The following is a 26,132-nucleotide window of genomic DNA, read 5'->3' as shown; positions in this document are numbered from 1 at the left end:
CAGCAGGAAGGAGTCCATCATGAGCAGCGTCACTGTAGACCACGTGTCGCCGGGCCACGGCCACGGTCACGATGACCACCACCACGCCATCCCCACCGGCTGGCGCCGCTGGCTTTTCGCCACGAACCACAAAGACATCGGGACGATGTACCTCATCTTCTCGTTCGTCATGCTGCTGGAAGGCGGCACGCTGGCGCTATTGCTGCGCACCGAGCTCTTCGAGCCGGGCCTGCAGTTCTTCCGCCCCGAACTCTTCAACCAGTTCACCACCATGCACGGCCTCGTCATGGTGTTCGGCGCGGTCATGCCGGCCTTCGTGGGTTTCGCCAACTGGATGATCCCGATGCAGATCGGCGCCTCCGACATGGCGTTCGCCCGCATGAACAACTTCAGCTTCTGGCTGCTGCCGGTGGCCGCGATCATGCTGACCGCGTCGTTCTTCGTGCCCGGCGGCGCCACCGCGGCCGGCTGGACGCTGTACGCGCCGCTGTCGCTGCAGATGGGCCCGGGCATGGACCTGGCGATCTTCGCGCTGCACATCATGGGCGCTTCGTCCATCATGGGCGCGATCAACATCATCGTCACCATCCTGAACATGCGCGCGCCCGGCCTGACGCTGATGAAGATGCCGCTGTTCTGCTGGACCTGGCTGATCACCGCCTTCCTGCTGCTGGCCGTGATGCCGGTGCTGGCCGCCGCCATCACCATGGTGCTGACCGACCGCCATTTCGGCACGGGCTTCTTCAACGCCGCCGCAGGCGGCGACCCGGTCCTGTATCAGCACGTGTTCTGGTTCTTCGGGCATCCCGAGGTCTACATCATGATCTTGCCGGCGTTCGGCATCGTGTCGGCCATCGTGCCCGCGTTCGCCCGCAAGAAGCTGTTCGGCTACGCCTCCATGGTTTACGCGACGGCTTCCATCGCCGTGCTGTCCTTCATCGTGTGGGCGCACCACATGTTCACCACCGGCATGCCGGTGACGGGCCAGCTCTACTTCATGTATGCCACCATGCTCATCTCCATCCCCACCGGGGTGAAGGTGTTCAACTGGGTCGCCACCATGTGGCGCGGCTCCATGACGTTCGAGACCCCGATGTTGTTCTCGATCGGCTTCATCTTCGTGTTCACCATGGGCGGCTTCACCGGCTTGATCCTGTCGGTGGCGCCGATCGATATCCAGGTCCACGATACCTACTACGTGGTTGCGCACTTCCACTACGTGCTGGTGGCGGGCTCGCTGTTCGCCCTGTTCGCCGGCGCCTACTACTGGGTGCCCAAGTGGACCGGCCGCATGTACAGCGAAAAGCTGGGCAAGCTGCACTTCTGGTCGACGCTGATCTCGTTCAACGTCACCTTCTTCCCGATGCACTTCCTGGGCCTGGCAGGCATGCCGCGCCGCTACGCCGACTATGCGGGCCAGTTCACGACGTTCCACCAGATGGCCACCATCGGCGCGTTCTGGTTCGGCCTGTCGCAGCTGATCTTCCTGTGGGCGATGGTGCGTTGCTACATGGGCAAGGGCGAACCCGCCGCGGCCAAGCCGTGGGAAGGCGCCGAAGGCCTGGAATGGACCGTGCCGTCGCCTGCTCCCTTCCATACGTTCGAAACCCCGCCCGAAGTGAAGTAAGGCAGCCTTTCATGTTTCAGGTAGCACAGCAATGACACCCGAGCAGCGCCGCCGCAACAAGATCGCAGGTCTGGTCCTGCTGGCTTTCGTCATTGCCGTGTTTGCCTGGACCGTGCTGCGCGGCTCGGCCCTGCTGTCTGGCGTCGCGGTCAGTTAGGCGCGGGCCATGAGCGACGACCTGCGCGAAACCTCCCAGCGCAAGCTGAGTTTCCTTCAGACCATGAAGGCGGTGGCGTGGGGGTTCTTCGGCGTGCGCAAGGGGGCGGGCCATCGGGAAGACGTCGCCAAGCTCAACCCGGTCCATGTGATCGTGGCGGGGCTGCTGGCAGCGGCTATCTTCGTTACTGTGCTGGTATTAATTGTGCGTTGGGCCGTTTCCAGCCTGACTTGAATCACTTAATTCTATAAATCTGTACCAGGGAGAAAGCCATGAGTGCAAGCCACTCGGTTCAAGGTAAAGAGGCACCGTACTACTTCGTGCCCGCCGACTCGGGTCATCCCGTGCGTACGGCTGTGGCGCTGCTGTTCATGGGCCTGAGCGCCGCGGCCTGGATCAACGGCGTCAGCTGGGCCAAGTGGACCCTGCTGGCGGGCTTCATCGGTTTGATCGTGGTGCTGTACTACTGGTTCGGCGACGCCATCCACGAATCCGAGATCGGCCTGAACAGCAAGCGCATCGACGGTTCCTACCGTTGGGGCATGAGCTGGTTCATCTTCTCGGAAGTCATGTTCTTCGCGGCGTTCTTCGGCGCCCTCTGGTACACGCGCACCATCACCACGCCGTGGCTGGGCGACATGGACCACCGCCTGATGCTGTGGCCCGACTTCCAGGCCGTGTGGCCGAACTTCGGTCCCGCCGGCGTGGTCGAGCACTTCCAGACCGTCGGACCTTTCTGGCTGCCCACCATCAACACGGCGCTGCTGCTGAGCTCCGGCGTCACGTTGACCATCGCCCACCATGCGCTGCGCGAAAACCATCGCGGCAAGACCATCTTCTGGCTGCTGGCCACCGTGGTCCTGGGCTTCGTCTTCGTGGCCTGTCAGGCTTACGAATACCACCACGCCTATACCGAGTTGAACCTGAAGTTCAATTCGGGCGCCTACGGTTCGCTGTTCTACATGCTGACGGGCTTCCACGGCTTCCACGTGCTGCTGGGCGCTACCATGTTGACGGTCATCCTGATCCGCCTGATCCGCGGGCATTTCACGGCCGACCATCACTTCGGTTTCGAAGGCGCCGCCTGGTACTGGCACTTCGTGGACGTGGTGTGGCTGGGCCTGTACCTGTTCGTGTACTGGTTCTGAGCGTTACGCGGAAACTATGAAGCGCGCCAGTTCTTGTGTGAGAACTGGCGCGTTTTACTCATCTGCGATCGGGATGCACTTGCGGGAACCCGCGGCCCGGATGCCTATCTAAGGCCTGTGCTTTCGATCCAGCCCATGTAATGGGCGAACAGCACAAACAGGAACAGAGCCACCGACAATCCGATGCGCACCGTCAGCGCGTTGACCGTGCGGCTGGTGGTTCCCTTGTCCCGCATCAGGTAGACCAGAGCCGATGCCAGGCTGGCCAGAATCCCGATAAAGGCCAGGACGACGAAAACGCGCATGGTGGTCTCCGGACGAATCAGAGTAGTTATTGTAGAAATATGGCCCGACCGCATTCAACCCGATACACGGTAGCCGCCTTGCTGTTGCTGGGTGCCGCCGTGGTCATCCTGGCATCGCTGGGGCAATGGCAATTGCGCCGCGGCGATGAGCGACGCGCCATTCTGGCCGCTATCGAAGCGGGCCGCAAGCAAGCGCCGCTGCCCTTGACCCCGGCCACCGATCCCGCCGAGATGACCGCCTGGCGTTCGGCCCAGGCCAGCGGGGTCTGGCTGCCGCAATTCAGTGTACTGCTGGACAATCGCAACCACGACGGCAAGCCCGGCTATTGGCTGGCCACGCCCTTGCTGCTGGACGCCGATGCGCGCCGCGCCGTGCTGGTGCTGCGCGGCTGGATTCCGCGCGTCATGGGCATCCAGGGCCAGGGTCCTGCGCAGCCGCCGCTGCCCGCCACGCCCGAAGGGCAGCAGACAGTGACGGGCGAACTGTCGCCGCGCGTGCCGCGCCTGTTCGAGATCTGGTCGCTGGGCGGGACGGAGCAATCCGCCTTGCCGGCGTCGCTGCCCGCGGCTGGCGGCGTTTTGCCGCAGGTGCAGAACCTGCCGCTGGACGCATACGCCAAGTCCACCGGTCTGGCGCTGCTGCCCACGGTGCTGTCGCAATCCGCAAGTGGTGCTGAAGACGGCCTGGTGCGCGATTGGCCGCAGCCGTCCGTGGACTTCCAGCAGAACACGTCCTATGCCATACAGTGGTTTGCCTTTGCCTCGATTGCCGCCGTCGCATGGCTGGTGGTGCTGGGGGGCGCCATCCGGCGCATGCGGCGCGCGCAGAACGCGCCCGGCGCCTGACCGGGACGCCGATTCTTAACCCGCAAGACGACAGGATACAAAGTGGCTCGCGACCTTTCCTCTACCAAGCCCGCACGCAAGCGCTCCCTGATGCCGATGCTGCTGGTGTTCCTGTGCTCGCTGGCGCCCATCGTCGCGGCGGTCGTGGTCTACATGAATCCGCAGTGGTGGCCCGATGAGTCCAGCAATTACGGCGCGCTCCTGAATCCGCAGCGGCCCATGCCCGCGGCCGCGGAATTGCGCCTGACCACGTTGGATGGCCAGCCTTTCGACCTGCAGAGCCTGAAGGGCAAGTGGCTGCTGGTGGCCGCCGACGGCGGCGCTTGCCCGGAAAGCTGCGCCCGCAAGCTCTTCATCGCGCGCAACAGCCATGCCAGCCAGGGCAAGAACGTCGACCGGCTGGCGCGTGTCTGGTTCATCACGGACGATGCGCCCGTGCCGGACAAGGTGCTGGAAGCCTACAAGGGCACGGTCATGGTGCGCGCGAATCCGGACCAATTGGCGCGGTTCCTGCTGGCGCGCGATACTGCGGCGGGCCAGCCCGGGCTGGAGGCGCCGATCTGGGTGATCGACCCGTTGGGCAACCTGATGATGCAGTACCCTGCCGAGGCCGATGGCGTGAAGGTGCGCAAGGACATCAGCAAGCTGGTGTACAGCTCGAGAATAGGGTAACCACCCCCGGAGCGCCTGCGGCGCTTCCCCCGCAAGGGGGGACCGCCTAGGGGGCGCCGCGCATGGACCGGCACAGCCGGCTCCATGGCGGCCCGGATTGGGGCAGGATGGTTTTAATGCGTCGCGCGCGGCGCCGCAGATTGGATGTTTATGGAAATCGAACGCATCAAAGCGCGTTATCGCAAGCTTGTTTTCTTTACCTGGTTCCTGACGCTGGACCTCATCATGTTCGGCGCTTTCGTGCGGTTGACGGACTCCGGCCTGGGCTGCCCCGATTGGCCCGGCTGCTACGGCAGCGTTACGCCGCTGGGCGCGATGGGCGACATCCACGAAGCGTCGCAGGCCATGCCTTTCGGCCCGGTCACCTTGTCCAAGGCCTGGATCGAAATGATCCACCGCTATGTCGGCACCATCCTGGGCATGCTGATCATCGGCATCGTCTACATGGCCTGGCGCTACCGCAGCCAGCTGGGCCGTTCGCCCAAGCTGGCCGTCGTGACCCTGATCGCGGTTTGCGTGCAGGGCGCGTTCGGCGCCTGGACCGTGACCCACAAGCTGATGCCCGTCGTCGTGACCGCACACCTGGTGTTCGGCCTGTCGGTGTTGGCGTTGATGACCTGGCTGTCGGCGCGCGAGCGTCCGCATCTGGCCGTGGCCGCGGCGGCCGCGCGCTGGAAGCCCTGGGTGGCCGGGGGCTTTGCCCTGCTGCTGGTGCAGGTGACCCTGGGCGGTTGGGTCAGCACCAACTACGCCGCGCTGGCCTGCATGGACTTCCCCATGTGCCACGGAGCCTGGGTGCCGGAAATGGATTTCCATGGCGGCTATTCGGTCATCCGGGCGCTGGGCGAATTGCCCTCGGGCGAGATGATCTCCCAGCCGGCGCTGACCGCGATCCACTGGGTCCACCGCAACTTTGCCTTCGTGGTGTTCCTGTACCTGGGCATACTGGCCTGGCGCCTGCGCGCCGAGCCCGGCCTGCGCGGCCCGGCCACGCTGATGCTGGCGCTGCTGGGCGCGCAGCTGCTGACCGGCCTGACCACGATCTTTTTCCAGTGGCCGCTGTTGATCGCGGTGCTGCACAATGGAGGCGCCGCCGGCCTGACCCTGGCCGCGGTGGTGTTGATGGTGCGTTTGTCCACAGCTGGACGTGCGCCCGCCGGGGGCTACGGCCCCAATTCGGTGCGCGTTTAAAATAGGGCCCACTATGACCAGTATTGCTGCTCCCCAGCCCGGATTGTTCCGCCAGTATTTCGTCCTCACCAAGCCGCGTGTGACGCAGTTGGCGGTGTTTTGCGCCGTGATCGGCATGTTCCTGGCGGCGCCCGGCATTCCCGACATGCGCCGCGTGCTGTTCGGCACGCTGGGCATCTGGCTGCTGGCCGCGGCCGCTTTCGCCATCAATTGCCTGATCGAACAGGAAATCGACGCCCGCATGCTGCGCACCGCGCGCCGCGGCACGGCGCGCGGCACGATTTCGGCGTTCCAGGTGCTGAGCATGTCCGGCCTGCTGGGCGGCGCCGGCATGTTCGTGCTGTATCACCTGGTCAATCCGCTGACCATGTGGCTGACCTTCGCCACCTTCGTGGGTTATGCCGTCATCTATACCGTCATCCTGAAGCCGCGCACGCCGCAGAACATCGTCATCGGCGGCCTGTCGGGCGCCATGCCGCCCGCGCTCGGTTGGGCCACCGTGGCGGACTCGGTGCCGGCCGAGGCCTGGATCCTGGTGCTGATCATCTTCATCTGGACGCCGCCGCACTTCTGGGCGCTGGCGCTTTACCGCAACCACGATTACGCCAAGGCCGGGCTGCCGATGCTGCCGGTCACGCACGGCAACCAGTTCACGCGCCTGCACATCCTCTTGTACAGCGTGGCGCTGGTCGCCACCACGCTGTTGCCCTATGCCATCCGCATGAGCGGCGAACTCTACCTGGTTTCCGCGCTGGTGCTGGGCGGCATGTTCGTCTCCTATGCATGGCGGCTCTATCGCGCCTACAGCGACGAGCTGGCGCGCAGCATGTTCCGTTTTTCCATTCTCTACCTGGCGCTGCTGTTCGGCGCCCTGCTGGTGGACCACTGGGTCGGCCTGCTGCGCTGATCCCCTGGAGGTTGTCGATGTCCGTGTTTTCCACCAGCCGCCGGCTGGTCCTGCGCCTGGGCGCAGCCGCCGCTTTCACCGCCGCTCTGGCCGCCTGCGGCGACAGCAAGCCCGTCTTCAAGGGCAGCGACATCAGCGGCACCCAATTGGGTCGTGGCATGGAGCTGGTCGATTACAACGGCAAGACGCGCCAGTTGTCCGATTTCGCCGGCAAGGTGGTGGTCGTGTTCTTCGGCTTCACGCAGTGTCCGGACGTGTGCCCGACCTCGCTGGCCGAGCTGACCGAGGTCATGAAGAAGTTGGGTCCGGACGCCGACCGCGTCCAGGTGTTGCTGATTTCGGTGGATCCCGAGCGCGACACGCCTGAAGTCCTCAAGCAGTATGTCACCGCCTTCGATCCGCGCTTCCTGGGGCTGACCGGCACGCCGGACCAGGTGAAGAAGGCCGCCGCGTCCTTCAAGGCCTATTACGCCAAGGCGCCCACCAAGGACGGCAGCTACACCATGGACCACACGGCCGCGTTCTACCTGCTGGACGGCAAGGGCGAATCGCGCGTGCTGGCCAACAACAACATCGGGGTGGAAGCCCTGACGCAGGACATCAAAGCCTTGCTCAAGGATTGAGCAGGCGCGCCCGCCCCTGGCCTACTTGCCGGCGGCGGCCCAACCGGCCAGCGCGGCGCGGGCCGGCTCGCTCAGTTCGGCGGCGGGGATCTCGCGCCGATGCGCCATGATCATCAGCGCGTAAGGGGTGGCCAGCGCGGCAGCCTCGGGGCACAGGCGGGACTCGTCGCCCACCGACGGCGAAACATTGCGCCAGTAGTTGATGGCCTGTTCGAGCTGGGGCAGGGTAATGGGATCCATCCGGCTATTGTCCACGAATGGGCAATGCTGTCCACCCGCGCAAGTCCTGCAAAGAAGCGTCACCATCGCAACACGCCGAAACCGTGCCTGGGTGCTATACCACTGCCGGTTAGTAACGATGGAGCATCGTCATGAATACATCCGCCAAAATTGAATCTGCGCGCCGCGCCATCCATCCCCTGGTCGCTGCCGCGGCGATCGCCGTCATCGTCATGTGTACGGTGGGCGTGGCCGCCGTGATGGGCTGGCTGCCCTCGCCTTCGGCCAACCCGCATGCCGACGAACCCGTGGCCGAGGCCGGTCCCGAAGACGCCAACCTGGCGCCCGCGCCGCAGGCCGCCGTGCCGCCCGCGCCCGCGCAAGGGGCGCAGGCGTCCGCTGCGCCGCGTCCCCAGGCTCAGGCCCAGGCGCCGGCTCCCGCCCAGCGCCCCGCGCCCCAATCGCCAGCGCCGCAAGCCTGCGCCACCTGCGGCGTGGTGGAATCGGTCCGACAAGTGCAGGTACCCGTCAAGGACAATAGCGACCACCTCATCGGCACCATCGGCGGCGGCGTGGTCGGCGGCGTCGTGGGCAACCAGTTCGGCGGCGGCAGCGGCAAGACGGCCCTGACCGTGCTGGGCGCGGTGGGCGGCGCTTTGGCAGGCCGTGAAGTTGAGCGTAATATCAGACAGCAACAAACGGTGACGCACTATGAACTCACGGTGCGCATGAATGACGGCAGCACGCGGCAGTTCCGCAGCGCGCAGCCGTTCGCTTTTGCGTCCGGCGATCATGTGCGCGTGGAGAACAATCAGCTGCTGCGCGGATGATCCCGCCTGCCGGCGATATCTGTCTTAGGGGAGACCAGGAATGAGCGACCAACACACGAACCCGTTCGTTCTGCCCGGCATGGGCCAGCATTCCGACCTGTCGGGCAACCCGCTCCTGGCCAGCATGGAAATGATGCGCCAGGCCTGGGCGGGCCTGACCGGACCTGGCGGTCTGGCCAGCAGCCTGCCCATGGCTCCCCCGATGAACCTGGAAGACCTGGACCGCCGTATCGCCGAATTACGTTCGGTGGAAAACTGGCTGCGCATGAACCTGTCCATGCTGTCCGGGACGATCCAGGGCATGGAAGTCCAACGCTCCACCATCAGCACCTTGCGAGCCTTCGTGGACAGCGCGGCCAGCATGGACATGAGCGCCTTCCAGGACAGCGGCGCGGCCTCGCCGCTGGAAGTGGTGCTGGGTCTGAAACCTGCGCCCAAGTCCGCAACCAAGGCGGCGGCCTCTGGTTCTGCCGCCGAGGGCGGCAAGAACAAGGACGAGGAAGCCACCGGCGCTGCGGGGCAGCAGCAATCCGCCGCGCCAGGCATGAGCGAGCAGATGGGCGCCGCGGCGCAATCGGCTTCCAAGGCCTGGTGGGATCTGCTGCAGCAGCAGTTCAACCAGATCGCCGCCGCTACCGCGGCTTCCATGCCGGCGGCGCCTGCCGCTCCCGGCGCGGATGCGGCGGCCAAATCCAATCCCAAACCGGGCGATTCCAAGGCCGCGGCCGCGCCCGCCGCCAAGGCATCCAAGCCGGCGGCCCGCAAGTCCGCCGCGCCCCGCAAGGCCGCCAAGAAAACCGGACCGGACGCCAACTAGCGTCGGTCCTCTCTTTCAATCGTCGGGCGAGATGGCCGCAAGGCCTCTCGGTCGCCATTCAACATACTGGAACCTATGCTTAACGTAGTAATTCTTGCCGCCGGACTGGGTAAACGCATGCAGTCCGATCTCCCCAAAGTGCTGCACACGCTGGCTGGCAAACCGATGCTGGGCCACGTGCTGGACAGCGCGCGCCAACTGAAGCCGGCGCGCATCATCGTCGTGGTCGGCCACGGCGCGGACCGTGTCAAGCAGGCCTACGAAGGCCAGGCGGACCTGCACTTCGTGTTGCAGCAGCCGCAGCAAGGCACCGGGCACGCCGTACAGCAGGCCGTGCCGCTGCTGCTTGAGGGCGATGGCAAGGACGACGTGACCCTGGTGCTCTACGGCGACGTGCCGTTGGTACAGCCCGAAACCCTGCAGCGCCTGCTGGCAGCGCGCGGCGCCGGCGCCGCTGTGCTGACCGAAGTGTTGGAAGATTCCACCGGCTATGGCCGCATCGTGCGCGACGCCAGCGGCAACGTGTGCCGCATTGTCGAGCACAAGGACGCCTCGGACGCCGAGCGCGAGATCAAGGAAGTGAATACCGGCATCCTCACCGCGCCGACCGCGAAGCTGAAGGACTGGTTGTCCCGCATCGACAACAACAACGCCCAGGGCGAGTACTACCTGACCGATGTGGTCGGCCTGGCGGTGGTCGACAGCGTGCCGGTGGGCGCGGCCCAACCGGGTGCGTCCTGGGAAACGCTGGGCGTGAACAGCCGCGTGCAGCAGGCCGAACTGGAACGCCGCTGGCAGGCCGAACAGGCCCGCCGCCAGCTGGAAGCGGGCGTCACCCTGGCTGACCCGGCGCGCTTCGATGTGCGCGGCTCGCTCACCTGCGGACGCGACGTTTTCATCGACGTGGGCTGCGTGTTCGAAGGCCTGGTGTCGCTGGCCGACGGCGTGCGCGTGGGCCCGCATTGCGTGCTGCGCGACGTCAGCGTCGGCCCGGGCACGCACATCGAAGCCTACAGCCATCTGCAGCAGGCCCAGGTCGGCCGCGATGCGCGCGTCGGCCCGTACGCCCGTCTGCGTCCCGGCGCCGAACTTGGCGATCGCAGCCATGTCGGCAACTTCGTCGAGATCAAGAAGAGCGTGCTGGGCGAGGACAGCAAGGCCAACCACCTGGCCTACATCGGTGACGCCGACATCGGCGCGCGCGTGAACGTGGGGGCGGGCACCATCACCTGCAACTATGACGGCGTGAACAAGCACCGCACCGTCATCGAGGATGACGCCTTCATCGGTTCGGACACGCAGCTGGTGGCCCCGGTGCGTGTCGGCCGCGGCGCCACGCTGGGCGCTGGCACCACCCTGACCCGCGACGCGCCGGCCGAGAAACTGACGGTGTCGCGCGCCAAGCAGGTCACCGTCGACGGATGGCAGCGCCCGGTCAAGAAATCGTGACGGGGCAGAGCGGAGAGGCGCCGGCCAACGGCGCCAAGCCCGCGCCGCCCGACGGCCTGCCGACGCCGCGCCGGTACTGGGCGGCGGCCACCGTGATGACAGGCATCAGCCTGTCGGTTCTGGACACCACCATCGCCAACGTGGCCCTGCCCACGATCGCCGTCGACCTCAATGCGTCGCCGGCCCAGGCGGTCTGGATCGTGAACGCCTACAACCTGGCGGTGGTGATGATGCTGCTGCCCTTGTCGGCGCTGGCCGAGCGCATCGGCTTTCGCCGCATGTTCACCTTCGGCCTGATGCTGTTCACCCTGGCCTCGCTGGGCTGCGCCCTGGCCGGCACGCTCTGGCAGCTGACGGCGGCGCGCGTGTTCCAGGGCATAGGCGCGGCGTCGCTCATGTGCATGTTCGGCGGGCTGGTGCGCAACATCTATCCGCTGAAGCTGCTGGGACGCGGGATCAGCATCAACGCCACCACCGTGGCCATCATGTCGGTGCTGGGGCCGACCATCGGCTCGGCCATCCTGTCGGTGGCGCCCTGGCCCTGGATCTTTGCCGTCAACCTGCCGATCTGCGCGCTGACGATGCTGGGCCTGCGCCATCTGCCGGAAGTGCCGCGCAACGACGTGAAGCTGGACTGGATCAGCGCCCTGCTGTGCATGCTGACCCTGGGCGTCTTCATTTCGGGCGTGGACATGATGGGCATGGACCTGCTGCGCGGCATCGGCCTGGTGGCGATCGCCACGGTTATCGGCTTCGTGCTGGTGCGCCGCGTCGGCAAGCAGCCGGCGCCGCTGGTGCCGGTGGACCTGCTGCGCATCCGTCCGCTGGCCTTTGCGGTGGGCGCCTCGGCCTGCACCTTCGCCGCGCAGATGGCGTCCTATGTGTCGCTGCCGTTCTATTTCCAGCAGGTGCTGGGCCGGCCCTATCTGGAAGTGGGCATGCTGATGGGCGCCTGGCCCGTGGGTACCGCCCTCATCGCTCCGCTGGCGGGCCGGCTGTCCGACCGTTACTCGGCCGCCACGCTCAGCGGCATAGGCGCGGCCGCGATGGTGGTCGGCATGCTGTGGCTGGCGGCGCTGCCGGCCACGGTGTCGAACTGGCCCATCGTCGCGGGCATGTTCGTGGCGGGGATGGGTTTCGGCTTTTTCCAGACGCCCAACAACCGCGCCATGCTGTCGGCCGCGCCCCGTTCGCGCAGCGGCGCGGCGGGCGGCCTGCAGGCCACCACCCGGGTCTTCGGCCAGAGTTTCGGCACGGCGCTGGTCGCGATCGCGTTCAGCATCAGCCTGGCGCATGGCCCGGGCCTGGCGCTGGTGCTGGGCACCATTTGCGCCGGGCTGGCGGTGGTGGTCAATACGGTCCGCTTCAGCAAGCTGCGGACGTAGGGCGGTCCCGAGGGACCGTCTTTACGGCGCCGGCGGGCCCGGGCCTCGGCCGCTTCTATAATGACGGCCGGCGCCGGGTTTCAGTCACCCGGCGCAACGATTACCTATTTTGAAGGCGTTCAGGCATGAAGATCACGGTCGTGGGTACCGGTTACGTGGGGTTGGTGTCGGGGGCGTGCCTGGCCGACATGGGCAACGACGTCATGTGTCTGGACGTGGACGCGGCGAAGATCGCCCTCCTGCGCCAGGGCGGCATTCCCATCTACGAGCCGGGCCTCGAAGACCTGGTGCGCCGCAACGTGCAGGCGGGCCGCCTGCATTTCACCGACGACGTCGCGCAGAGCGTGGCCTTTGGCGACGTGCAGTTCATCGCCGTCGGCACCCCGCCCGGCGAGGACGGTTCGGCCGACCTGAAGTACGTGCTGGCCGCCGCCCAGAACATCGCGCGCCACATGACGTCGCGCAAGCTGATCGTGGACAAGTCCACCGTGCCGGTGGGTACCGCTGACAAGGTGCGTGACGTGGTGGCGCGTGAACTGGCCGCGCGTGGCGTGGACATTCCGTTCAGTGTGGCGTCCAACCCCGAATTCCTGAAGGAAGGCGCGGCCATCAACGACTTCATGAGCCCGGACCGGGTCGTGGTCGGCGCGGACGACGACTACACCATCGGCGTCATGCGCCGCATCTACGAGCCCTTCCAGCGCACCCACGACCGCCTGATGGTGATGGACGTGCGCTCGGCCGAGCTGACCAAGTACGCCGCCAACGCCATGCTGGCCACGCGCATTTCCTTCATGAACGAAATGGCGAACCTGGCTGAAGCCCTGGGCGCGGATATCGAGCAAGTACGCCGCGGCATCGGCGCCGACCCGCGCATCGGCTATCACTTCCTGTACCCCGGCGCGGGCTACGGCGGCTCCTGCTTCCCCAAGGACGTGCAGGCGCTGGTCAACACCGCTGCCGAGAACGCCTTGCCCATGCGCGTCATCGAGGCCGCCGAGGCTGCCAACCACGCGCAGAAATTCCGCCTGTCCGAAAAACTGGTGGCGCGTTTCGGCGAAGACCTCAAGGGCCGCAAGATCGCGCTATGGGGCCTGTCCTTCAAGCCCAATACCGATGACATGCGCGAAGCGCCCAGCCTGACCGTCATCGCCGAACTGACGCGCCGCGGCGCCGAGGTGCGCGCCTATGATCCCGTCGCCATGCACGAGGCCGCGCGCGCGCTGACCGGCAAGCCCGGCATCAGCTTCGCCACCGACATGTACGACGCGCTGGACGGCGCTGACGCGCTCCTGATCGCGACCGAATGGAAGGTCTTCCGCGCGCCCGATTTCGACCGCGTCAAAGCCCTGCTCAAGACCCCGCTCATCATCGACGGACGTAACCTCTATACGCCCGCGGACGTGCGCGGCCTGGGCTTCGAGTACTCGGGCATCGGCCGCGCATGAGGATCCTGCAGCTGAACTTCGAGAAGGGGTGGCGCGGCGGCGAACGGCAGACGCTGTACTGCATGCGCGCATTCCGCAAGGCCGGCCACGATGTCGAAGTGATGTGCCGCGAAGGCGCGCCGCTGGCCGAGCGCGCGCGCCAGGAGGGTTTCGTGGCCCATACCTGCCGCAACGTGCCCGGACAGCTGGCCTTCCTGGCTGGCGCAGGCCGCTACGACATCGTCCACGCGCAGACCGCCAACACCATCACCTGGGCGGTCCTGACCAAATGGCTGCACCGCCGGCCGGTGGCTTTTTCCCGCCGCACGTCCTTCGTGGTCAAGCCCGGCGATGAATGGAAGACCGGCTTCAAATGGCGCCACGCCGACCTGTTCGTGGCGATCAGCGAGATGGCCGCGGGCGAACCGCGCCGCCTGGGGATCGAGCCCGTCATCATCCGCAGCGCCGTCGAGCCGCACCAGATCGACGCCGAGAATGTCGCCCGGCTGGTGCGCGAATTCGACCTGACCGGCAAGAAGGTCATGGCCACGTCGGCCGCGCTGATCCGCGACAAGGATCCGGTCACGCTGGTGCGCGCCGTGGCCGAATTGGCCAAGACGCGCCGCGACTTCGTGTTCCTGCACTTCGGCGCCGGCGGCGACCGCGAGCAGCAGGCCAAGGACGAGGCGCGCAAGCTCGGCATCGAGGACGTCTATCGCTTTGCAGGCTTTCGCAAGGGCGTGGAAGATTTCTACAGCATCCTCGACGTGTTCGTCATGAGCTCCGAGGAAGAGGCCCTGGGCAGCAGCGTGCTGGACGCCTTCCTGCAACGCGTGCCAGTGGTGTCCACCGATGCCGGCGGCCTGAAGGAAAGCCTGGCCGACGGACGCGGCGTGCTGTGCGCCGTGGGCGATTTCCAGGCCATGGCGCAGGGCATGGCGCGTTGCCTGGACGACGCGGCCTTCCGCCAGGAAGTCACCGAACGCGCCTACGCCTACGTGCGCGACGAGCACGACGTGCAGAAAATGGGCAACCGCTACCTGGCGCAGTTCGATCGCCTGCTCGCCCGCCGCTGATCCGCCGCGCGTCAGGTCCGCAGATCTATCCGGGTCTCGAACTTGGCGCGATGCACCGAGAAGAAGGTGCGCACGTTGCGCACATTGGCCTGTGCGGTAAAGGCCCGGTGCACCAGCGCGTGATAAGCCGGCATGTCCTTCACCTGGGCGATGACCACGAAATCCGGCCCTGGCGACACCCGGTAGCACTGCAGCACCGCGGGTTCGGTCAGCATGCTCTGTTCGAACGCGTCCAGGCTTTCAGCCGCCTGCACGTCCAGGGTGATCTCCACGATCGCCGTCAGCGTGCTGCCCAGTTTTTCCGCCGACAGGATCGCCACCTGCCTGTCTATCACCGCTTCGTCCACCAACCGGCGGACCCGCCGCAGGCAGGTCGGGGGCGAGGCATGCACGCGTTGCGCCAGCTCCTGGTTGGTCAGCGAACTGTCTTCTTGTAACTGTTCAAGAATGCGCCGGTCCAGATCGTCCAGCTCTGGCAGGGAAATCTGTGCGTTTTGCATGATTAATTTCAAAAAAATGATCCTGAAGAAATATTATTTAATCACAATCATGTAAGGGAATTAACTTCCATTTTTATCAGTATAAAGAAATCAAATTTCTTGCAGGGACGAGCACAATGCGTCGGTACACGAACTTACCGGAGCACTCTCCTATGTGCGGCATTGTTGGCGCCGTCGCCCAGCGCGACATCACCCCGATCCTCGTCGAAGGCCTCAAGCGCCTTGAATACCGCGGCTACGACTCCTGCGGCGTCGCCGTCTACGCCGACGGCCATCTGCGCCGCACGCGCAGCACGCAACGCGTGGCCGAACTGGCCGAACAGGTTGCGCAGGACAAGGTCAGCGGCTTTACCGGTATCGCCCACACCCGCTGGGCCACGCACGGCGTGCCGGCCACCCACAACGCTCACCCGCACTTCTCGCGCCTGGGCAACGACGAGCCGCGCATCGCGCTGGTCCACAACGGCATCATCGAGAACCACGACGAACTGCGCGCCGAGCTGCAGGCCGTGGGCTACGTCTTCGAAAGCCAGACCGACACCGAAGTGATCGCGCACCTGGTCAACCACCTGTATGCCGGCGACCTGTTCGAAGCCGTGCAGAACGCCGTGCGCCGCCTGCATGGCGCCTACGCCATCGCCGTGTTCTGCCGCGACGAGCCGCACCGCGTGGTCGGCGCGCGCCAAGGCTCGCCGCTGGTCGTGGGCGTGGGCCAGAACGAGAACTTCCTGGCTTCCGACGCGCTGGCCCTGGCCGGCACCACCGACCAGATCATCTACCTGGAAGACGGCGACGTCGTCGACCTGCAGCTCTCGCGCGTCTGGATCGTGGACGCCAACGGCAAGAACGTGGACCGCGAAGTCCACACCGTGCACGTGCATACCGGCGCGGCCGAACTCGGCCCCTACCGCCACTACATGCAGAAGGAAATCTTCGAACAGCCGCGCGCCGTCGGCGACACGCTGCAGGACATCGAAGCCATCACGCCCGAACTGTTCGGCGACCAGGCCTACAAGATCTTCAAGGACGTCGATTCCCTGCTGATCCTGGCCTGCGGCACCAGCTACTACGCCGGCCTGACCGCCAAGTACTGGATCGAGTCCATCGCCAAGATCCCCGTGGCCGTGGAAATCGCCAGCGAATACCGCTACCGCGACAGCGTGCCCAACCCGCGCTCGCTGGTGGTCACCATCTCGCAGTCCGGCGAAACCGCCGACACCCTGGCCGCCCTCAAGCACGCCCGCTCGCTGGGCATGGAAAACACGCTGACCATCTGCAACGTGTCCACCAGCGCCATGGTGCGCGAGTGCAAGCTGTCGTACATCACGCGCGCCGGCGTCGAGATCGGCGTGGCGTCCACCAAGGCCTTCACCACCCAGCTCACCGCCCTGTTCCTGCTGACCCTGGCGCTGGCGCAGGTGCGCGGCCATCTGAGCGAAGAGCAGGAAGCCGAACACCTGAAGGCGCTGCGCCACCTGCCCGTGGCCATCGGCTCGGTGCTGGCCCTGGAGCCGCAGATCATGGCCTGGGCCGACCGCTTCGCGTCCAAGGAAAATGCCCTGTTCCTGGGCCGCGGCATGCACTACCCGATCGCCCTGGAAGGCGCGCTCAAGCTCAAGGAAATCAGCTACATCCACGCCGAGGCCTACCCGGCCGGCGAACTCAAGCACGGCCCGCTGGCCCTGGTGACCGAGCACATGCCCGTGGTTACCATCGCGCCCAAGGACGAGCTGCTGGAAAAGCTGAAGTCCAACATGCAGGAAGTGCGCGCCCGCGGCGGCGAGCTGTATGTCTTCGCCGACGCCGACAGCAAGATCCAGAGCGCCGAAGGCATGCACGTGATCCGCATGCCGGAGCACTACGGCAAGCTCTCGCCCATCCTGCACACCATCCCGCTGCAGCTGCTGTCGTACCACACGGCGTGCGCGCGAGGCACGGACGTGGACAAGCCGCGTAACCTGGCCAAGAGCGTGACGGTGGAGTAAGGCCGGACAATCGCAGCCGTATCGAGCAAAAGCCCACCCGCTCGGTGGGCTTTTTGCTTTTCGGGCGGCTCGTGTGCGAATACTTACTTGTGCTGCGGACGGGCGTCAGTCTTTGTTATTTCTGAATAATGACTGTAGCCAGGCTGTTTTTGAATATGACATTGCGCCGGCCATTAATAAATAACCCCGCGCCGGCATTATGTTTTTTCATTTTGGTTAAACCGGACCAAGAAAAACCCTTTTATATATTTGCTAACAACCTCAATGGCGGGTCATGTTGCGGTTTATGTAATGAATGTAATTATTTGAGGGATTTCCCGGGGTTTATTGCGACGAATCCGACTTACTTGCACAGCAATAAAAATATTTAGAAAGAATTTCGCTGTTTGCTACCTATACGATTCGTTGGCTCGCCGCTTGGCACGTCTGATCAAGTATCGAGCTGTAAATATTCTTAAGCAATACGCCCGCCCGAACCGGGGCAAACATATTCGATTCTGCATCGATCTCGTGCCCCCGGGTGTCAATTTCTAGTGTCTCCGACACGACGAAAACAGTGAGGTCCCCCGTGGTAAAGAGAATCGCAGTGTGTGGCCTTGGATATGTCGGCCTGCCCGTAGCCGTCGCATTTTCCAAGCGCTTTGATGTCATCGGCTTTGACGTGGACAAGCGGAGAATCGCACGGCTGAAAGAGGGTGATGACTGGACCGGCGAGATCGAACGCGACGTGTTGCTTGCCTCCCCGATGCAGTTCACCGACCAGATCTCGGAACTGGAAGGCTGCGATTTCTTCGTCGTGGCCGTACCGACCCCCGTCGACGAAAAGAACAACCCGGATTTTTCTCTGCTGGTGCGCGCCTGCCGCTCGATCGGCCCCGTGCTGCGCCCCGGCTGCATCGTGGTTTTTGAATCCACCGTCCATCCCGGCGCCACCGAGGAAATCTGCGGACCGGAGCTGGAGAAGGTGTCCGGCCTGCGTTGCGGCGTCGATTTCAAGCTGGGCTACAGCCCCGAGCGGATCAATCCGGGCGACCGCGAGCATCCGCTGGAGAAGATCGTCAAGATCGTGTCCGGCCAGGACGAGGAATCGCTGGAAGTCATTGCCGGCGTGTACGAGAAGATCATCGATGCCGGCGTGCACCGCGCCTCCTCCATCAAGGTCGCCGAGGCGGCGAAGGTGCTGGAGAACACGCAGCGGGACATCAACATCGCGCTGATGAACGAAATGTCGAAGATCTGCGATCTGGTCGGCATCCGCACCTCGGAAGTGCTGGCCGCCGCCGGCACCAAGTGGAACTTCCTGAAGTTTTCGCCTGGTCTCGTGGGCGGTCACTGCATCGGCGTCGATCCGTACTACCTGACGTCCAAGGCGCAGGAGCTTGGCTATCACCCCGAAGTCATCCTGTCGGGCCGCCGCATCAATGACGGCATGGCCAGCCACGTCGCTTCGCGCGTGGTCCAGACCCTGGCCCGCAACGGCCGTCTCAATGCCACGACCCGCGTCGGCATCCTGGGCATGACGTTCAAGGAAAACGTGCCCGACATCCGCAACTCCAAGGTGGTCGATCTCTACAACGCCCTGGGCGAATACGGCATCACTCCTGTCGCCTGCGACCCGATGGTCGACCCGGAACAGATGGAGCACGAGTACGGCATCAAGCTCGTGGAACGCGACCAGTTCCGCGACATGGACGTGCTGATCCTGGCGGTGCCGCACCGCGAAACCATGGACTCCATCTGGGACGACCTGCCCACGCTGGTCAAGAGCGGCGGCATGGTGTGCGACCTGAAGTCCGTGCTGGACAGCAAACGGCTTCAGTCCGACCTCCTGTACTGGACTCTTTAAGTTCAGGCTCACTATCGATCACTAGAGGAGAGCCTCCGAATGGCTGCTTTTACCACCGCTCCGATTGGAACCTGCCGCATCCATACGCCGCTGCGCGATGCCGTGGGCCGCTACCCGATCAAGCTGCAACTCGGGCGCAACTACGGTTTCGTGCACACCAGCGCCGAGGCGCTGCAGCAGGCGCGATTCATGTTTGGCCAGGGCGACATCCCTGCCGACGTCCAGCGCGTGATCTTCCGGCCTTCGAATGGCGAGCAGGCGCGCAAAGGCGCCCACAAGCCGGCTGACCTCTACGTGGTCGAACTGTCTTCGCGCAAGCTGCTGACCATAGACGGCTACCCGATACAGTCCAACTACCTGGTGCGCTACTTCAGCGAGTTCTTCGCCGACCGCACGCGCACCCGGATGTTCTGGTCCATGGCCCACGCCGACCGTCTGGCCGAGCGCCGTGCGCTGCTGGACCAGGAGCCGGTCTTCAAGGCGCTCACGCCGGACGACCGCAATCTGCTCGCCCGTATCGTCAAGCGCGACCAGACGGATGAGGAGATCGAGCAGGAAATGAACCAGCTGGTCGATCTGCTGGGCCGCGACAAAGTGGTGTTTGTCACGCACGTCAATGCCATGACGCCGGACAACGCGCCCATCGAGCAACGCCAGCAACTGATCGCCGCGGTGCTCGCCAGCGCGCAGCGCATCGGCGTGCCTTGCTACGACCCGACGCCGCTGATGAACAAGATCGGCCAGTCCGAGGCCATGGAAAATGGCGGATTGGACCTGACCCACTACACGCCGGCTTTCGCCGAGCGCCTGTGCGCAGAGTGGTTCAAGACCTACATGCGTCCGCGCCTGGATGCGTCGACGACGCAGCCCTCCGCGCCCAAGCTTTCCGCCGACGAAAGCGCTGATCGCATCGAGAAACTCTGGGATTCGGGCGAACTGCGCGAAGCCTCGCGCCGCGTGCGCGAGGTGCTGCGCCGCCATCCCGGCCTGCCCGACCACACGCTGCTGTTTGCGCGTATCCAGGAAGAACTGGGCGACTACGAAGGATCGTTGGCGCTCTTGGGCAGCGCTGACGGCGCGGTGGCGTCCGGCAGCAAGGCAGAGCAGATCCTGATGCGCAACCAGTTCAAGCTGGGACGCCATGACGTGGCGTACTCGCTGGCCGCCGGCTTGCTGGGCGATGAGATCGAAACCCCCGAAATCGTGCGCATTGCGGCGATTTCCGCGGGCCAATTGGGTTATGTGGACGAGACCCTGGGCAACTGGAAGCAGCTGTTCCGCATCTCTTCCCCGGAAGACGCGGTCGCGGTGGAAGCCGCCGACACCGTGCTCGCGCTGCTGCAGGCCAGCGGCGACATGGAATCCGCCATACGCTGGATCCACGAGGTCCGCGCGGCCATGCCCGCGTACGGGCGCGGCTTCGCCATGCTGTGGCGCGACCGGCTGCTGGCCGGCGATCGCGCCGGACTGCGCAACCTGGCGTCCGAATCGCCCGCGCTCAATGATGTCGACGCGCTGGAGCTGGTCAAGGAAGCTTCGTGGCGCGGCGGCATCATGGCCGCCGCCACGCTGGCGGTTTCGTGCAAGCTGGCAAGCAGCGAGCAGGAAGATATCGTCGCCTGGCTGAATTCGCAGTCGCAAGCCTGGGCCGAGGAAGGCAACCGCGCGCTGGAAGAAGGACGCCTGCGCGATGCCGCGGAGCGCATCTGCGCGCACCGCCTGCTGACTCCCGATGCGCTGGCCGGCGTGCGCGCCCAGCGCGCCTTCGAGCGCGCGATGCGCCTGGGCGTGCGGGCCGCACTGGTGGCGGGCAATCACAAGGAAGTCATCGACCTTACCGACATCGCGCTGGACAGCCAGATCGATTTCCCGGAGCTGCATGCCATGCGCGGCCGCGCGGCCGATGCGCTGGGCGACAAGAAGACCGCCATGCGGCACCTCGAGCAGGCTGCCGCCGGCGAGTCCGCCTCGTTCAGCACGCAGCTGCATTTTGCGCGGGTGGCCTTCCACGGCGGCTGGTATGGCGAGGCCATCGACGCCTACAAGACCGTGCTCGACCATGCCGGCGCGGACCAGGGCGCCAAGGACGAAGCGCAGCGCCAGCTGGGCAGGCTTGGACCCCGCGCCATCCGCGGCGCGCGGGAGATTCTTTCCTCCGGCGATCACCAGGCGGCCTGGAATCTGCTGGAGCGCGTCGCGCAGTCCTGGCCCGGCATGTCGGAAGTCGACCATGAAAAGCGGCGCATCATCGCCGTGCTGTACGCCGAAGCGCGTGCGCTGGATTCGGCCAGCACGACCGAACGCCTGGCGTTGGGCGAGCGCATCCTGAAGCTGGTTCCGGAAGATCCCATCGGCTTGCGCCTGGCCGCCGTGGGCGCCATGCGCCTGCATCGCTTCGAACAGGCCCTGCCGTACTGGCGCAAGCTGCAGGAACGTTCCGAGAATCCGGCGCAGTTCGATCACTACATCGAACGCTGCCTCGTGTGGATCGAGAAGATCAACCGGAGGAAGGCAGCATGAATCCCCCATTGACTACCGAGCGAGCGGAGGCTGCATCCGATCTGCAAGCGGTGCAAGCCCGGTTGGAAGAGATCGTCACGGCGTCGGTGCGGGTTCAAGTCGCCCAGGAAAACCTGCCCCGCGCCCAGGAATTGGCGCGCGACCACATGGCCGATTCCAAGGTCCGCTTCCTGCTGCTCAGACTGAAGGAGGCGGCGGGCCTGAACGAAGGCATGGCCGAGCAGTGGGCCACGCTGTTGCAGGAGTGCCCGGACGATTTCCTGATCGTGCGCTACTGCGCGACTCGGTTGGTGAAGGAACGCAAGATCGATGAGGCCTTGGCCTTGGTCGATCATCATCTTCCGTCCTCGACGCAGAACCCCAATCGCTTGTTCGCGCGGGCCAAGCTGCTGAGCGACATCCGTGCGCACGAGCAGTCCGACGAACTCTTTCGCCGGCTGATTTCCGAGAACACCGACCGCAACATGCGCGTCGAGTTCGCCAAGCGCCTGCGCAAGCGCGGGTTGCTGGCCGACGCGTTCGATGCGATCGCGCCCGTCATGAAGCACCTGACGCCCGGCAGCAAGGCGGCGGAGCTGGCCAACGACCTGGCCAGCGACTACGCCTTCTACCAACGCTTCGAATCGGAAGAAGGGTTGGTGGGCAAGGATGTCAGGATCGTGTCGATGAAGCATGCGATCCTGCACTTCCGCGACCGCAAGATCGTGGATCAGTCGGCGGAGAAGCCGGTGTCGGTCGCGCTGGTGACGGGCAGCCTCGGGCCCGGCGGCGCCGAGCGTCAGCTGACGCGGCTTGCGGGCGAACTGACACGCCTGGCGGAGTGCCCCGAGCGCCGGCCGGCCGACGTGATCATGATGCCGAAGAAGGTCGAAGTCATGGTCAAGCAGCACACCGAGCCAGCGGGCTCCACCAAGAAGCAGGGGCTGGATTTCTTCCTGCCGGTGCTGGTGAAGGCACAGATCCCGGTCACGGAAATCAACAAGCTGCCGGCTGTTTCGGTGTCTCATCAATCCGTGCCCGAAGGCAGCCTGAGCCGTCTGCTGGAGCAGTTGCCGCCTCCGGTGCACTACGGCGTGACCCGGCTTACGCCTGTGCTGCGGGAGAACCCGTTCGACGTGGTGAGCCTGTGGCAGGACGGGACCTGCCTGTTCGGCGCGCTGGCCGCGCTGCTGGCCGGCGCTCCGACCATACATCTGGTCTTCCGCGGACTGCCGCCGAACATCCGCAAGGACCGCTTCCGCGAGGAATATCCCGAGCTCTACCAGGCCCTGGCCCAGGTGCCGGGGGTGGTTTTCGTCAGTAACAGCTGCAAGGCCGCGGAAGCCTATTCGGAATGGCTGGGCATCCCGATCACGCGCTTTCACATCCTGTACAACGGCGTGCCCGATCTGTCGACGGACGCCTCGGCCGTGGATGAGGAAAAGTGGAAAGCCTTCCAGGAAAGCACGAACGATGCCACCGAGACGATAGGCGGCGTGTTCCGCCTGGAGCCGGACAAGCGGCCACAGCTATGGATCAAGCTGGCGGCGATGTACCTGAAGGACAGGCCGCAGGCGCGCTTCGTCATCGTCGGCGACGGACGCCTGCGCGAGAACATCGAGGCCTTGGCTGAAGAGCTGAGCGTGACGGACAGATTGTTGCTGGTCGGTCTTTCCAACCACGTGGGCTATTGGTATTCGCAAATGGATGCCAGCGTCCTGCTGTCGCGCTACGAAGGCTTGCCCAACGTGCTGATCGAAGCCCAGTTGGTGGGTGTGCCGGTGATCTCGACTCCCGCGGGCGGCGCCGGCGAGTGCTTTGTGGAGAACGAGACCGGCCACCTGCTCAGCTGCGTCGATCACCCGGACCTGCACGAGGCATGCGAGAAAGTCGCGTCCATGGTGGACCAGGTGCGCAGCAACGAGCAGCTGAGGGACCACAGCCGTCACCGGGCGCAGAAGCTGTTCTCGCTCGATGCCATGCTGACCAAGTTCATGGGCCTGTGCATGCCCGTGGTGTCCGAGAACGACGAACGCATGGATATCGAGCCCATGCGCCTGATGCAAGCCTGATTGGCGTCCAACCGATCAAGCTGCGCAAACGAAAGGATCTTATGCATATGTACGTCCCGGGTTCAGGGCTGCGGCGCAAAGCAGCCCTGACCATGGTGGTTCTTGCCACGCTGACTCTCGCGGGGTGCCAGCTGCCCCGTTCCGGCCCGATGCTGAGCGAAATGACGGGCGCGCACGATGACAAGGACGTCATCGTGATGCCCGTGTCGCGCGAACTGGTGCAGGCCAGCCGGGTGCCCGACGTGGCCGACTTTCCCGTGCGCTACCGCGATCTCACGCAGGCCGGATTCGACCGCCTGGTTCCCGGTGACGGCATCAACGTGAAGGTATGGGAGCGCGGCGGGCTGGGCGTGTTCGCGGCGGATCCGTCCGGCGTGAGCGACCTGGGAAACCAGGAGATAGACCCGGCGGGGAATGTGAGCTTCCCAATTCTGGGCAAGTTCCATGCCGCCAACATGACCCTGGCGCAGTTGCATGACGCCGTTGTCGCGCGCCTGGCCAGGCTCGTCGTGGGCGCCGACGTCAGCGTGACGCGCGCCGCGGATGCGCGCGGCCAGATGGTGACGGTGCAGGGCAACCTGACCAAGCCCGGCATGTATCCCATCACCCAGACCTCGCAGCGCCTGAGCAGCGCGTTGGCCCAGGCCGCGCCGGTGCAGACGAACCCCGAGCAGCTCGTCATCAGCCTGCGCCGCGACAACCAGGTGGCGTCGGTGCGGTTGTCGGATATCTACCGCAACCAGAACAACGACATCCTGCTGCGCGCGGGCGATGTCATCACCGCCTATGACTCGAAAGAGTACCTGACCGTGCTGGGCGCCGCCGGCACCCAGGGGCGCGTGGCCATCAGCAAGCGCAACTACAGTGTGCTGGATGCGCTGGCGGATTCCCGCGGCCTGGACGACAAGCTGGCGGATCCGCGTTCCGTGTTCCTGTTCACGCCCGCCAAGGCTGGCGCCGAAGGCAAGCCGGATCTGTTGCCGGTGGTCTACCAGTTCGATCTCACGCGTCCGGAGCAAGTGGCGCTGGCGCGAGAATTCACCGTGCAGGAAGGCCAGGCCATCTATATTTCGGATGCGCCGTTCACGCAGGTGCAGAAGGTGTTGTCCGCGTTCCGCGTCACGATGAGCGCCGGCTTCAGCGCCACGCGCGCCATTGACAGCGATTCGGGCGGCTCGTCCGGCATAAGCCAATAGCGTGTCGATGAGTAACGAGGACAGGATCAAGGGCTGGCGTTCGCGCCGTAAGGAAAGTAGCTACGCAGTAGGATCCGGCGTCGCGGCCTGGCGCCTGGATCCGGCGGCATTGTTTGAAGCAAAGGCCACGCCGGCCGTCCTGCTCAAGCCTCTGGTCGCGCGCCTGCAGGGCGAGCCGCACGATTCCGTGGCTGCCCGGCGGGCGGTGTACGAAGCGGTGCAGGCGGAGCTGGACGCGGAGATCGCGCGCAGCGACGTCGACGAGACGCTGGCGGATTTTTCGCGCCGGCGCCTGCGCGTCATCGTGCGGTTGCTGGAAATGGATATCCGCGATGGCGTCGAAGTGTTCGCGCCCGGCTACATGCCAGCCAAACTGGTGGCCGAAGACGAGCGCCTGGCCGCGGCGCACGCGCGGCGCGTGGAGCGCCGGAAGCAGGACGAGGCGCGCGAAGCGCGCCGCCACGCCTCGCGCAATGACATTGCGCTGGAGGTCGAAGTGCCGCAGGACGAGGCGGGCGATCTCGCGATATTGCGAGCCCGCTTGCAAGGCCTGCATGAGGGGCACGATCCGAGCCATTCCGTGAAGGTCCGGCCGGTCGGGCGCACGCTGCTGGCGATGTTCATCTACCAGCTGCGCGTGATGCATGGCGAGAGCCGGATCGCCCTGGTATGGGCGCTGGTGGGCCCGGTCGTGCTGCTGACGCTGATTTCGTCGCTGTACATCCTGATGGGCACGCACTACATCATGGGCATGGACGTGCAGACGTTCTCGCTGTTGGGCGCGACGACCTGGATCATGTTCCGGCAGATCGCTTTCAGGAGCAGCACGGCCTACGTGTCAGCCCGCGGTCTGCTGAACTTCCAGGGCGTCACGCCCTTGATGTGCGCGCTGGTGCAGGCGTTCATCTATGTGTCGGTGTATCTGGTGGTGTTCCTGGTGCTGATCAGCGCCGGTCATGCGCTGGAACTCGTGACCTTGCCGAAAAGCTGGTCCGGTTTCCTGCTTTTTGTCGTGCTGATGGGATGCTTCGGGGCCGCGCTGGGCGTGCTGTTCGGATCGATCGCGACCTACTGGCATTTCTTTCTCAGGCTCGCGCCGATCATTGAACGCTTTCTGCAGATCTTCGCGGCGGTGTTCTTCGTGTCGGAGCAGTTGCCGGAGAACCTGCGGCCGTGGATGCTGTGGCTGCCATTGGCGCATGGCATGCAGCTGCTGCGTTCCGCGTACTTCGAGGCCTACACCTCGCATGATGCGAGTCTGGGGTACTTCCTGACCTCTTTGGTTTTCATGATGGTGCTTGCGTTGGCGGCGGAGCGTCTGGCCCGTCCCAATGTCCAGCCGATGTGAGGGAAGA

General features: G+C 65.1%; 24 protein-coding genes. 21 read left to right on the top strand and 3 right to left on the bottom strand.

Annotated features, from left to right (window positions below; all coding sequences use genetic code 11):
- Positions 1-19 precede the first annotated feature (19 nt).
- Genes ctaD through ACM1PE_RS27930 form a run of 4 tightly spaced genes read left to right on the top strand, consistent with a single transcriptional unit; the run spans position 20 to position 2,932 of the window.
- On the top strand, positions 20-1,627 hold the full coding sequence (gene ctaD / locus ACM1PE_RS27945) for a cytochrome c oxidase subunit I (protein WP_054455447.1): 1,608 nt from the start codon (positions 20-22) through the stop codon (positions 1,625-1,627).
- Positions 1,628-1,658: 31 nt separating this feature from the next.
- Positions 1,659-1,784 (top strand): cytochrome oxidase small assembly protein, encoded by a 126-nt coding sequence (locus ACM1PE_RS27940; RefSeq protein ID WP_013390977.1) that lies wholly within the window; start codon positions 1,659-1,661, stop codon positions 1,782-1,784.
- 9 nt (positions 1,785-1,793) lie between these two features.
- Positions 1,794-2,018, top strand: coding sequence for a DUF2970 domain-containing protein (locus tag ACM1PE_RS27935; protein WP_013390978.1), 225 nt, complete (start codon positions 1,794-1,796; stop codon positions 2,016-2,018).
- Positions 2,019-2,056: 38 nt separating this feature from the next.
- Positions 2,057-2,932, top strand: a complete 876-nt coding sequence (locus tag ACM1PE_RS27930; protein WP_042795688.1) for a cytochrome c oxidase subunit 3 — start codon at positions 2,057-2,059, stop codon at positions 2,930-2,932.
- Positions 2,933-3,036: 104 nt separating this feature from the next.
- On the opposite strand, the gene ACM1PE_RS27925 is transcribed toward ACM1PE_RS27930, so the two are convergent.
- Entirely contained in the window at positions 3,037-3,237 is a 201-nt protein-coding gene (locus tag ACM1PE_RS27925; protein WP_059376874.1) for a twin transmembrane helix small protein, read from the bottom strand.
- Between the two features lie 39 nt (positions 3,238-3,276).
- Here ACM1PE_RS27925 and ACM1PE_RS27920 point away from each other — a divergent pair, with 39 nt between their 5' ends.
- From ACM1PE_RS27920 to ACM1PE_RS27900, 5 genes are all read left to right on the top strand, one after another.
- The gene (locus ACM1PE_RS27920; RefSeq protein WP_419341678.1) at positions 3,277-4,083 is read left to right on the top strand and encodes an SURF1 family protein; all 807 of its coding nucleotides are present in this window, start codon (positions 3,277-3,279) and stop codon (positions 4,081-4,083) included.
- Between the two features lie 90 nt (positions 4,084-4,173).
- Positions 4,174-4,755: an SCO family protein gene (locus tag ACM1PE_RS27915; RefSeq protein ID WP_054455444.1), complete on the top strand. Its 582-nt coding sequence runs from the start codon at positions 4,174-4,176 to the stop codon at positions 4,753-4,755.
- 156 nt (positions 4,756-4,911) lie between these two features.
- Positions 4,912-5,946 (top strand): COX15/CtaA family protein, encoded by a 1,035-nt coding sequence (locus ACM1PE_RS27910; RefSeq protein ID WP_306637389.1) that lies wholly within the window; start codon positions 4,912-4,914, stop codon positions 5,944-5,946.
- A 13-nt stretch (positions 5,947-5,959) separates the two neighbouring features.
- Positions 5,960-6,853, top strand: coding sequence for a heme o synthase (cyoE, locus tag ACM1PE_RS27905; protein WP_054455442.1), 894 nt, complete (start codon positions 5,960-5,962; stop codon positions 6,851-6,853).
- Positions 6,854-6,870: 17 nt separating this feature from the next.
- A complete protein-coding gene (locus ACM1PE_RS27900; protein WP_118935101.1) occupies positions 6,871-7,476 on the top strand; it encodes an SCO family protein in 606 nt (201 codons plus the stop codon).
- A gap of 21 nt (positions 7,477-7,497) precedes the next feature.
- Here ACM1PE_RS27900 and ACM1PE_RS27895 read toward each other — a convergent pair whose 3' ends face one another.
- The gene (locus tag ACM1PE_RS27895; RefSeq protein ID WP_059376882.1) at positions 7,498-7,716 is read right to left on the bottom strand and encodes a DUF3717 domain-containing protein; all 219 of its coding nucleotides are present in this window, start codon (positions 7,714-7,716) and stop codon (positions 7,498-7,500) included.
- 131 nt (positions 7,717-7,847) lie between these two features.
- Here ACM1PE_RS27895 and ACM1PE_RS27890 point away from each other — a divergent pair, with 131 nt between their 5' ends.
- The 6 genes from ACM1PE_RS27890 (at position 7,848) to ACM1PE_RS27865 (ending at position 14,679) form a co-directional block, all read left to right on the top strand.
- Positions 7,848-8,525 (top strand): glycine zipper 2TM domain-containing protein, encoded by a 678-nt coding sequence (locus ACM1PE_RS27890; protein WP_119449870.1) that lies wholly within the window; start codon positions 7,848-7,850, stop codon positions 8,523-8,525.
- 40 nt (positions 8,526-8,565) lie between these two features.
- A complete protein-coding gene (locus ACM1PE_RS27885; RefSeq protein ID WP_118932266.1) occupies positions 8,566-9,342 on the top strand; it encodes a PhaM family polyhydroxyalkanoate granule multifunctional regulatory protein in 777 nt (258 codons plus the stop codon).
- A 75-nt stretch (positions 9,343-9,417) separates the two neighbouring features.
- On the top strand, positions 9,418-10,791 hold the full coding sequence (gene glmU, locus ACM1PE_RS27880; protein ID WP_419341673.1) for a bifunctional UDP-N-acetylglucosamine diphosphorylase/glucosamine-1-phosphate N-acetyltransferase GlmU: 1,374 nt from the start codon (positions 9,418-9,420) through the stop codon (positions 10,789-10,791).
- Positions 10,764-12,176, top strand: a complete 1,413-nt coding sequence (locus ACM1PE_RS27875) for an MFS transporter (RefSeq protein WP_059376892.1) — start codon at positions 10,764-10,766, stop codon at positions 12,174-12,176. The genes glmU and ACM1PE_RS27875 overlap by 28 nt, the downstream gene beginning before the upstream one ends.
- 125 nt (positions 12,177-12,301) lie before the next feature.
- On the top strand, positions 12,302-13,624 hold the full coding sequence (locus tag ACM1PE_RS27870; RefSeq protein WP_419341669.1) for a UDP-glucose dehydrogenase family protein: 1,323 nt from the start codon (positions 12,302-12,304) through the stop codon (positions 13,622-13,624).
- Entirely contained in the window at positions 13,621-14,679 is a 1,059-nt protein-coding gene (locus tag ACM1PE_RS27865; protein WP_419341667.1) for a glycosyltransferase family 4 protein, read from the top strand. Before ACM1PE_RS27870 ends, ACM1PE_RS27865 begins: the two co-directional genes overlap by 4 nt.
- 11 nt (positions 14,680-14,690) lie before the next feature.
- On the opposite strand, the gene ACM1PE_RS27860 is transcribed toward ACM1PE_RS27865, so the two are convergent.
- A complete protein-coding gene (locus ACM1PE_RS27860; RefSeq protein ID WP_419341665.1) occupies positions 14,691-15,179 on the bottom strand; it encodes an Lrp/AsnC family transcriptional regulator in 489 nt (162 codons plus the stop codon).
- Positions 15,180-15,331: 152 nt separating this feature from the next.
- Here ACM1PE_RS27860 and glmS point away from each other — a divergent pair, with 152 nt between their 5' ends.
- The 6 genes from glmS to ACM1PE_RS27830 all read left to right on the top strand — a co-directional run bounded on the left by glmS (position 15,332) and on the right by ACM1PE_RS27830 (position 26,125).
- Entirely contained in the window at positions 15,332-17,164 is a 1,833-nt protein-coding gene (gene glmS, locus ACM1PE_RS27855) for a glutamine--fructose-6-phosphate transaminase (isomerizing) (protein WP_118932271.1), read from the top strand.
- A 586-nt stretch (positions 17,165-17,750) separates the two neighbouring features.
- A complete protein-coding gene (locus ACM1PE_RS27850) occupies positions 17,751-19,010 on the top strand; it encodes a nucleotide sugar dehydrogenase (RefSeq protein ID WP_118932272.1) in 1,260 nt (419 codons plus the stop codon).
- Between the two features lie 39 nt (positions 19,011-19,049).
- Complete coding sequence (locus tag ACM1PE_RS27845) at positions 19,050-21,530, top strand: hypothetical protein (protein ID WP_059376911.1); 2,481 nt, start codon at positions 19,050-19,052, stop codon at positions 21,528-21,530.
- Positions 21,527-23,581: a glycosyltransferase gene (locus ACM1PE_RS27840; RefSeq protein ID WP_419341662.1), complete on the top strand. Its 2,055-nt coding sequence runs from the start codon at positions 21,527-21,529 to the stop codon at positions 23,579-23,581. Before ACM1PE_RS27845 ends, ACM1PE_RS27840 begins: the two co-directional genes overlap by 4 nt.
- A gap of 41 nt (positions 23,582-23,622) precedes the next feature.
- Entirely contained in the window at positions 23,623-24,777 is a 1,155-nt protein-coding gene (locus tag ACM1PE_RS27835; RefSeq protein ID WP_059376915.1) for a polysaccharide biosynthesis/export family protein, read from the top strand.
- Positions 24,778-24,784: 7 nt separating this feature from the next.
- Positions 24,785-26,125: a sugar ABC transporter permease gene (locus tag ACM1PE_RS27830; protein WP_059376917.1), complete on the top strand. Its 1,341-nt coding sequence runs from the start codon at positions 24,785-24,787 to the stop codon at positions 26,123-26,125.
- Positions 26,126-26,132: the final 7 nt, after the last annotated feature.

The sequence above is a fragment of the Achromobacter sp. PD1 genome (assembly GCF_048541815.1).
Lineage (GTDB): Bacteria > Pseudomonadota > Gammaproteobacteria > Burkholderiales > Burkholderiaceae_B > Achromobacter > Achromobacter bronchisepticus_A.
The sequence above is the reverse complement of the archived record's forward strand: the minus strand, read 5'-3'. Positions and strand labels throughout refer to the sequence as shown.

What these genes read in the sequence shown, in the direction of transcription:
- ctaD (WP_054455447.1), top strand. Translation starts at nt 20, where the DNA reads ATGAGCAGCGTCACTGTAGACCACGTGTCGCCGGGCCACGGCCACGGT.
- ACM1PE_RS27940 (WP_013390977.1), top strand. Translation starts at nt 1,659, where the DNA reads ATGACACCCGAGCAGCGCCGCCGCAACAAGATCGCAGGTCTGGTCCTG.
- ACM1PE_RS27935 (WP_013390978.1), top strand. Translation starts at nt 1,794, where the DNA reads ATGAGCGACGACCTGCGCGAAACCTCCCAGCGCAAGCTGAGTTTCCTT.
- ACM1PE_RS27930 (WP_042795688.1), top strand. Translation starts at nt 2,057, where the DNA reads ATGAGTGCAAGCCACTCGGTTCAAGGTAAAGAGGCACCGTACTACTTC.
- ACM1PE_RS27925 (WP_059376874.1), bottom strand. Translation starts at nt 3,237, where the DNA reads ATGCGCGTTTTCGTCGTCCTGGCCTTTATCGGGATTCTGGCCAGCCTG.
- ACM1PE_RS27920 (WP_419341678.1), top strand. Translation starts at nt 3,277, where the DNA reads ATGGCCCGACCGCATTCAACCCGATACACGGTAGCCGCCTTGCTGTTG.
- ACM1PE_RS27915 (WP_054455444.1), top strand. Translation starts at nt 4,174, where the DNA reads ATGCCGATGCTGCTGGTGTTCCTGTGCTCGCTGGCGCCCATCGTCGCG.
- cyoE (WP_054455442.1), top strand. Translation starts at nt 5,960, where the DNA reads ATGACCAGTATTGCTGCTCCCCAGCCCGGATTGTTCCGCCAGTATTTC.
- ACM1PE_RS27900 (WP_118935101.1), top strand. Translation starts at nt 6,871, where the DNA reads ATGTCCGTGTTTTCCACCAGCCGCCGGCTGGTCCTGCGCCTGGGCGCA.
- ACM1PE_RS27895 (WP_059376882.1), bottom strand. Translation starts at nt 7,716, where the DNA reads ATGGATCCCATTACCCTGCCCCAGCTCGAACAGGCCATCAACTACTGG.
- ACM1PE_RS27890 (WP_119449870.1), top strand. Translation starts at nt 7,848, where the DNA reads ATGAATACATCCGCCAAAATTGAATCTGCGCGCCGCGCCATCCATCCC.
- ACM1PE_RS27885 (WP_118932266.1), top strand. Translation starts at nt 8,566, where the DNA reads ATGAGCGACCAACACACGAACCCGTTCGTTCTGCCCGGCATGGGCCAG.
- glmU (WP_419341673.1), top strand. Translation starts at nt 9,418, where the DNA reads ATGCTTAACGTAGTAATTCTTGCCGCCGGACTGGGTAAACGCATGCAG.
- ACM1PE_RS27875 (WP_059376892.1), top strand. Translation starts at nt 10,764, where the DNA reads ATGGCAGCGCCCGGTCAAGAAATCGTGACGGGGCAGAGCGGAGAGGCG.
- ACM1PE_RS27870 (WP_419341669.1), top strand. Translation starts at nt 12,302, where the DNA reads ATGAAGATCACGGTCGTGGGTACCGGTTACGTGGGGTTGGTGTCGGGG.
- ACM1PE_RS27865 (WP_419341667.1), top strand. Translation starts at nt 13,621, where the DNA reads ATGAGGATCCTGCAGCTGAACTTCGAGAAGGGGTGGCGCGGCGGCGAA.
- ACM1PE_RS27860 (WP_419341665.1), bottom strand. Translation starts at nt 15,179, where the DNA reads ATGCAAAACGCACAGATTTCCCTGCCAGAGCTGGACGATCTGGACCGG.
- glmS (WP_118932271.1), top strand. Translation starts at nt 15,332, where the DNA reads ATGTGCGGCATTGTTGGCGCCGTCGCCCAGCGCGACATCACCCCGATC.
- ACM1PE_RS27845 (WP_059376911.1), top strand. Translation starts at nt 19,050, where the DNA reads ATGGCTGCTTTTACCACCGCTCCGATTGGAACCTGCCGCATCCATACG.
- ACM1PE_RS27840 (WP_419341662.1), top strand. Translation starts at nt 21,527, where the DNA reads ATGAATCCCCCATTGACTACCGAGCGAGCGGAGGCTGCATCCGATCTG.
- ACM1PE_RS27835 (WP_059376915.1), top strand. Translation starts at nt 23,623, where the DNA reads ATGCATATGTACGTCCCGGGTTCAGGGCTGCGGCGCAAAGCAGCCCTG.
- ACM1PE_RS27830 (WP_059376917.1), top strand. Translation starts at nt 24,785, where the DNA reads ATGAGTAACGAGGACAGGATCAAGGGCTGGCGTTCGCGCCGTAAGGAA.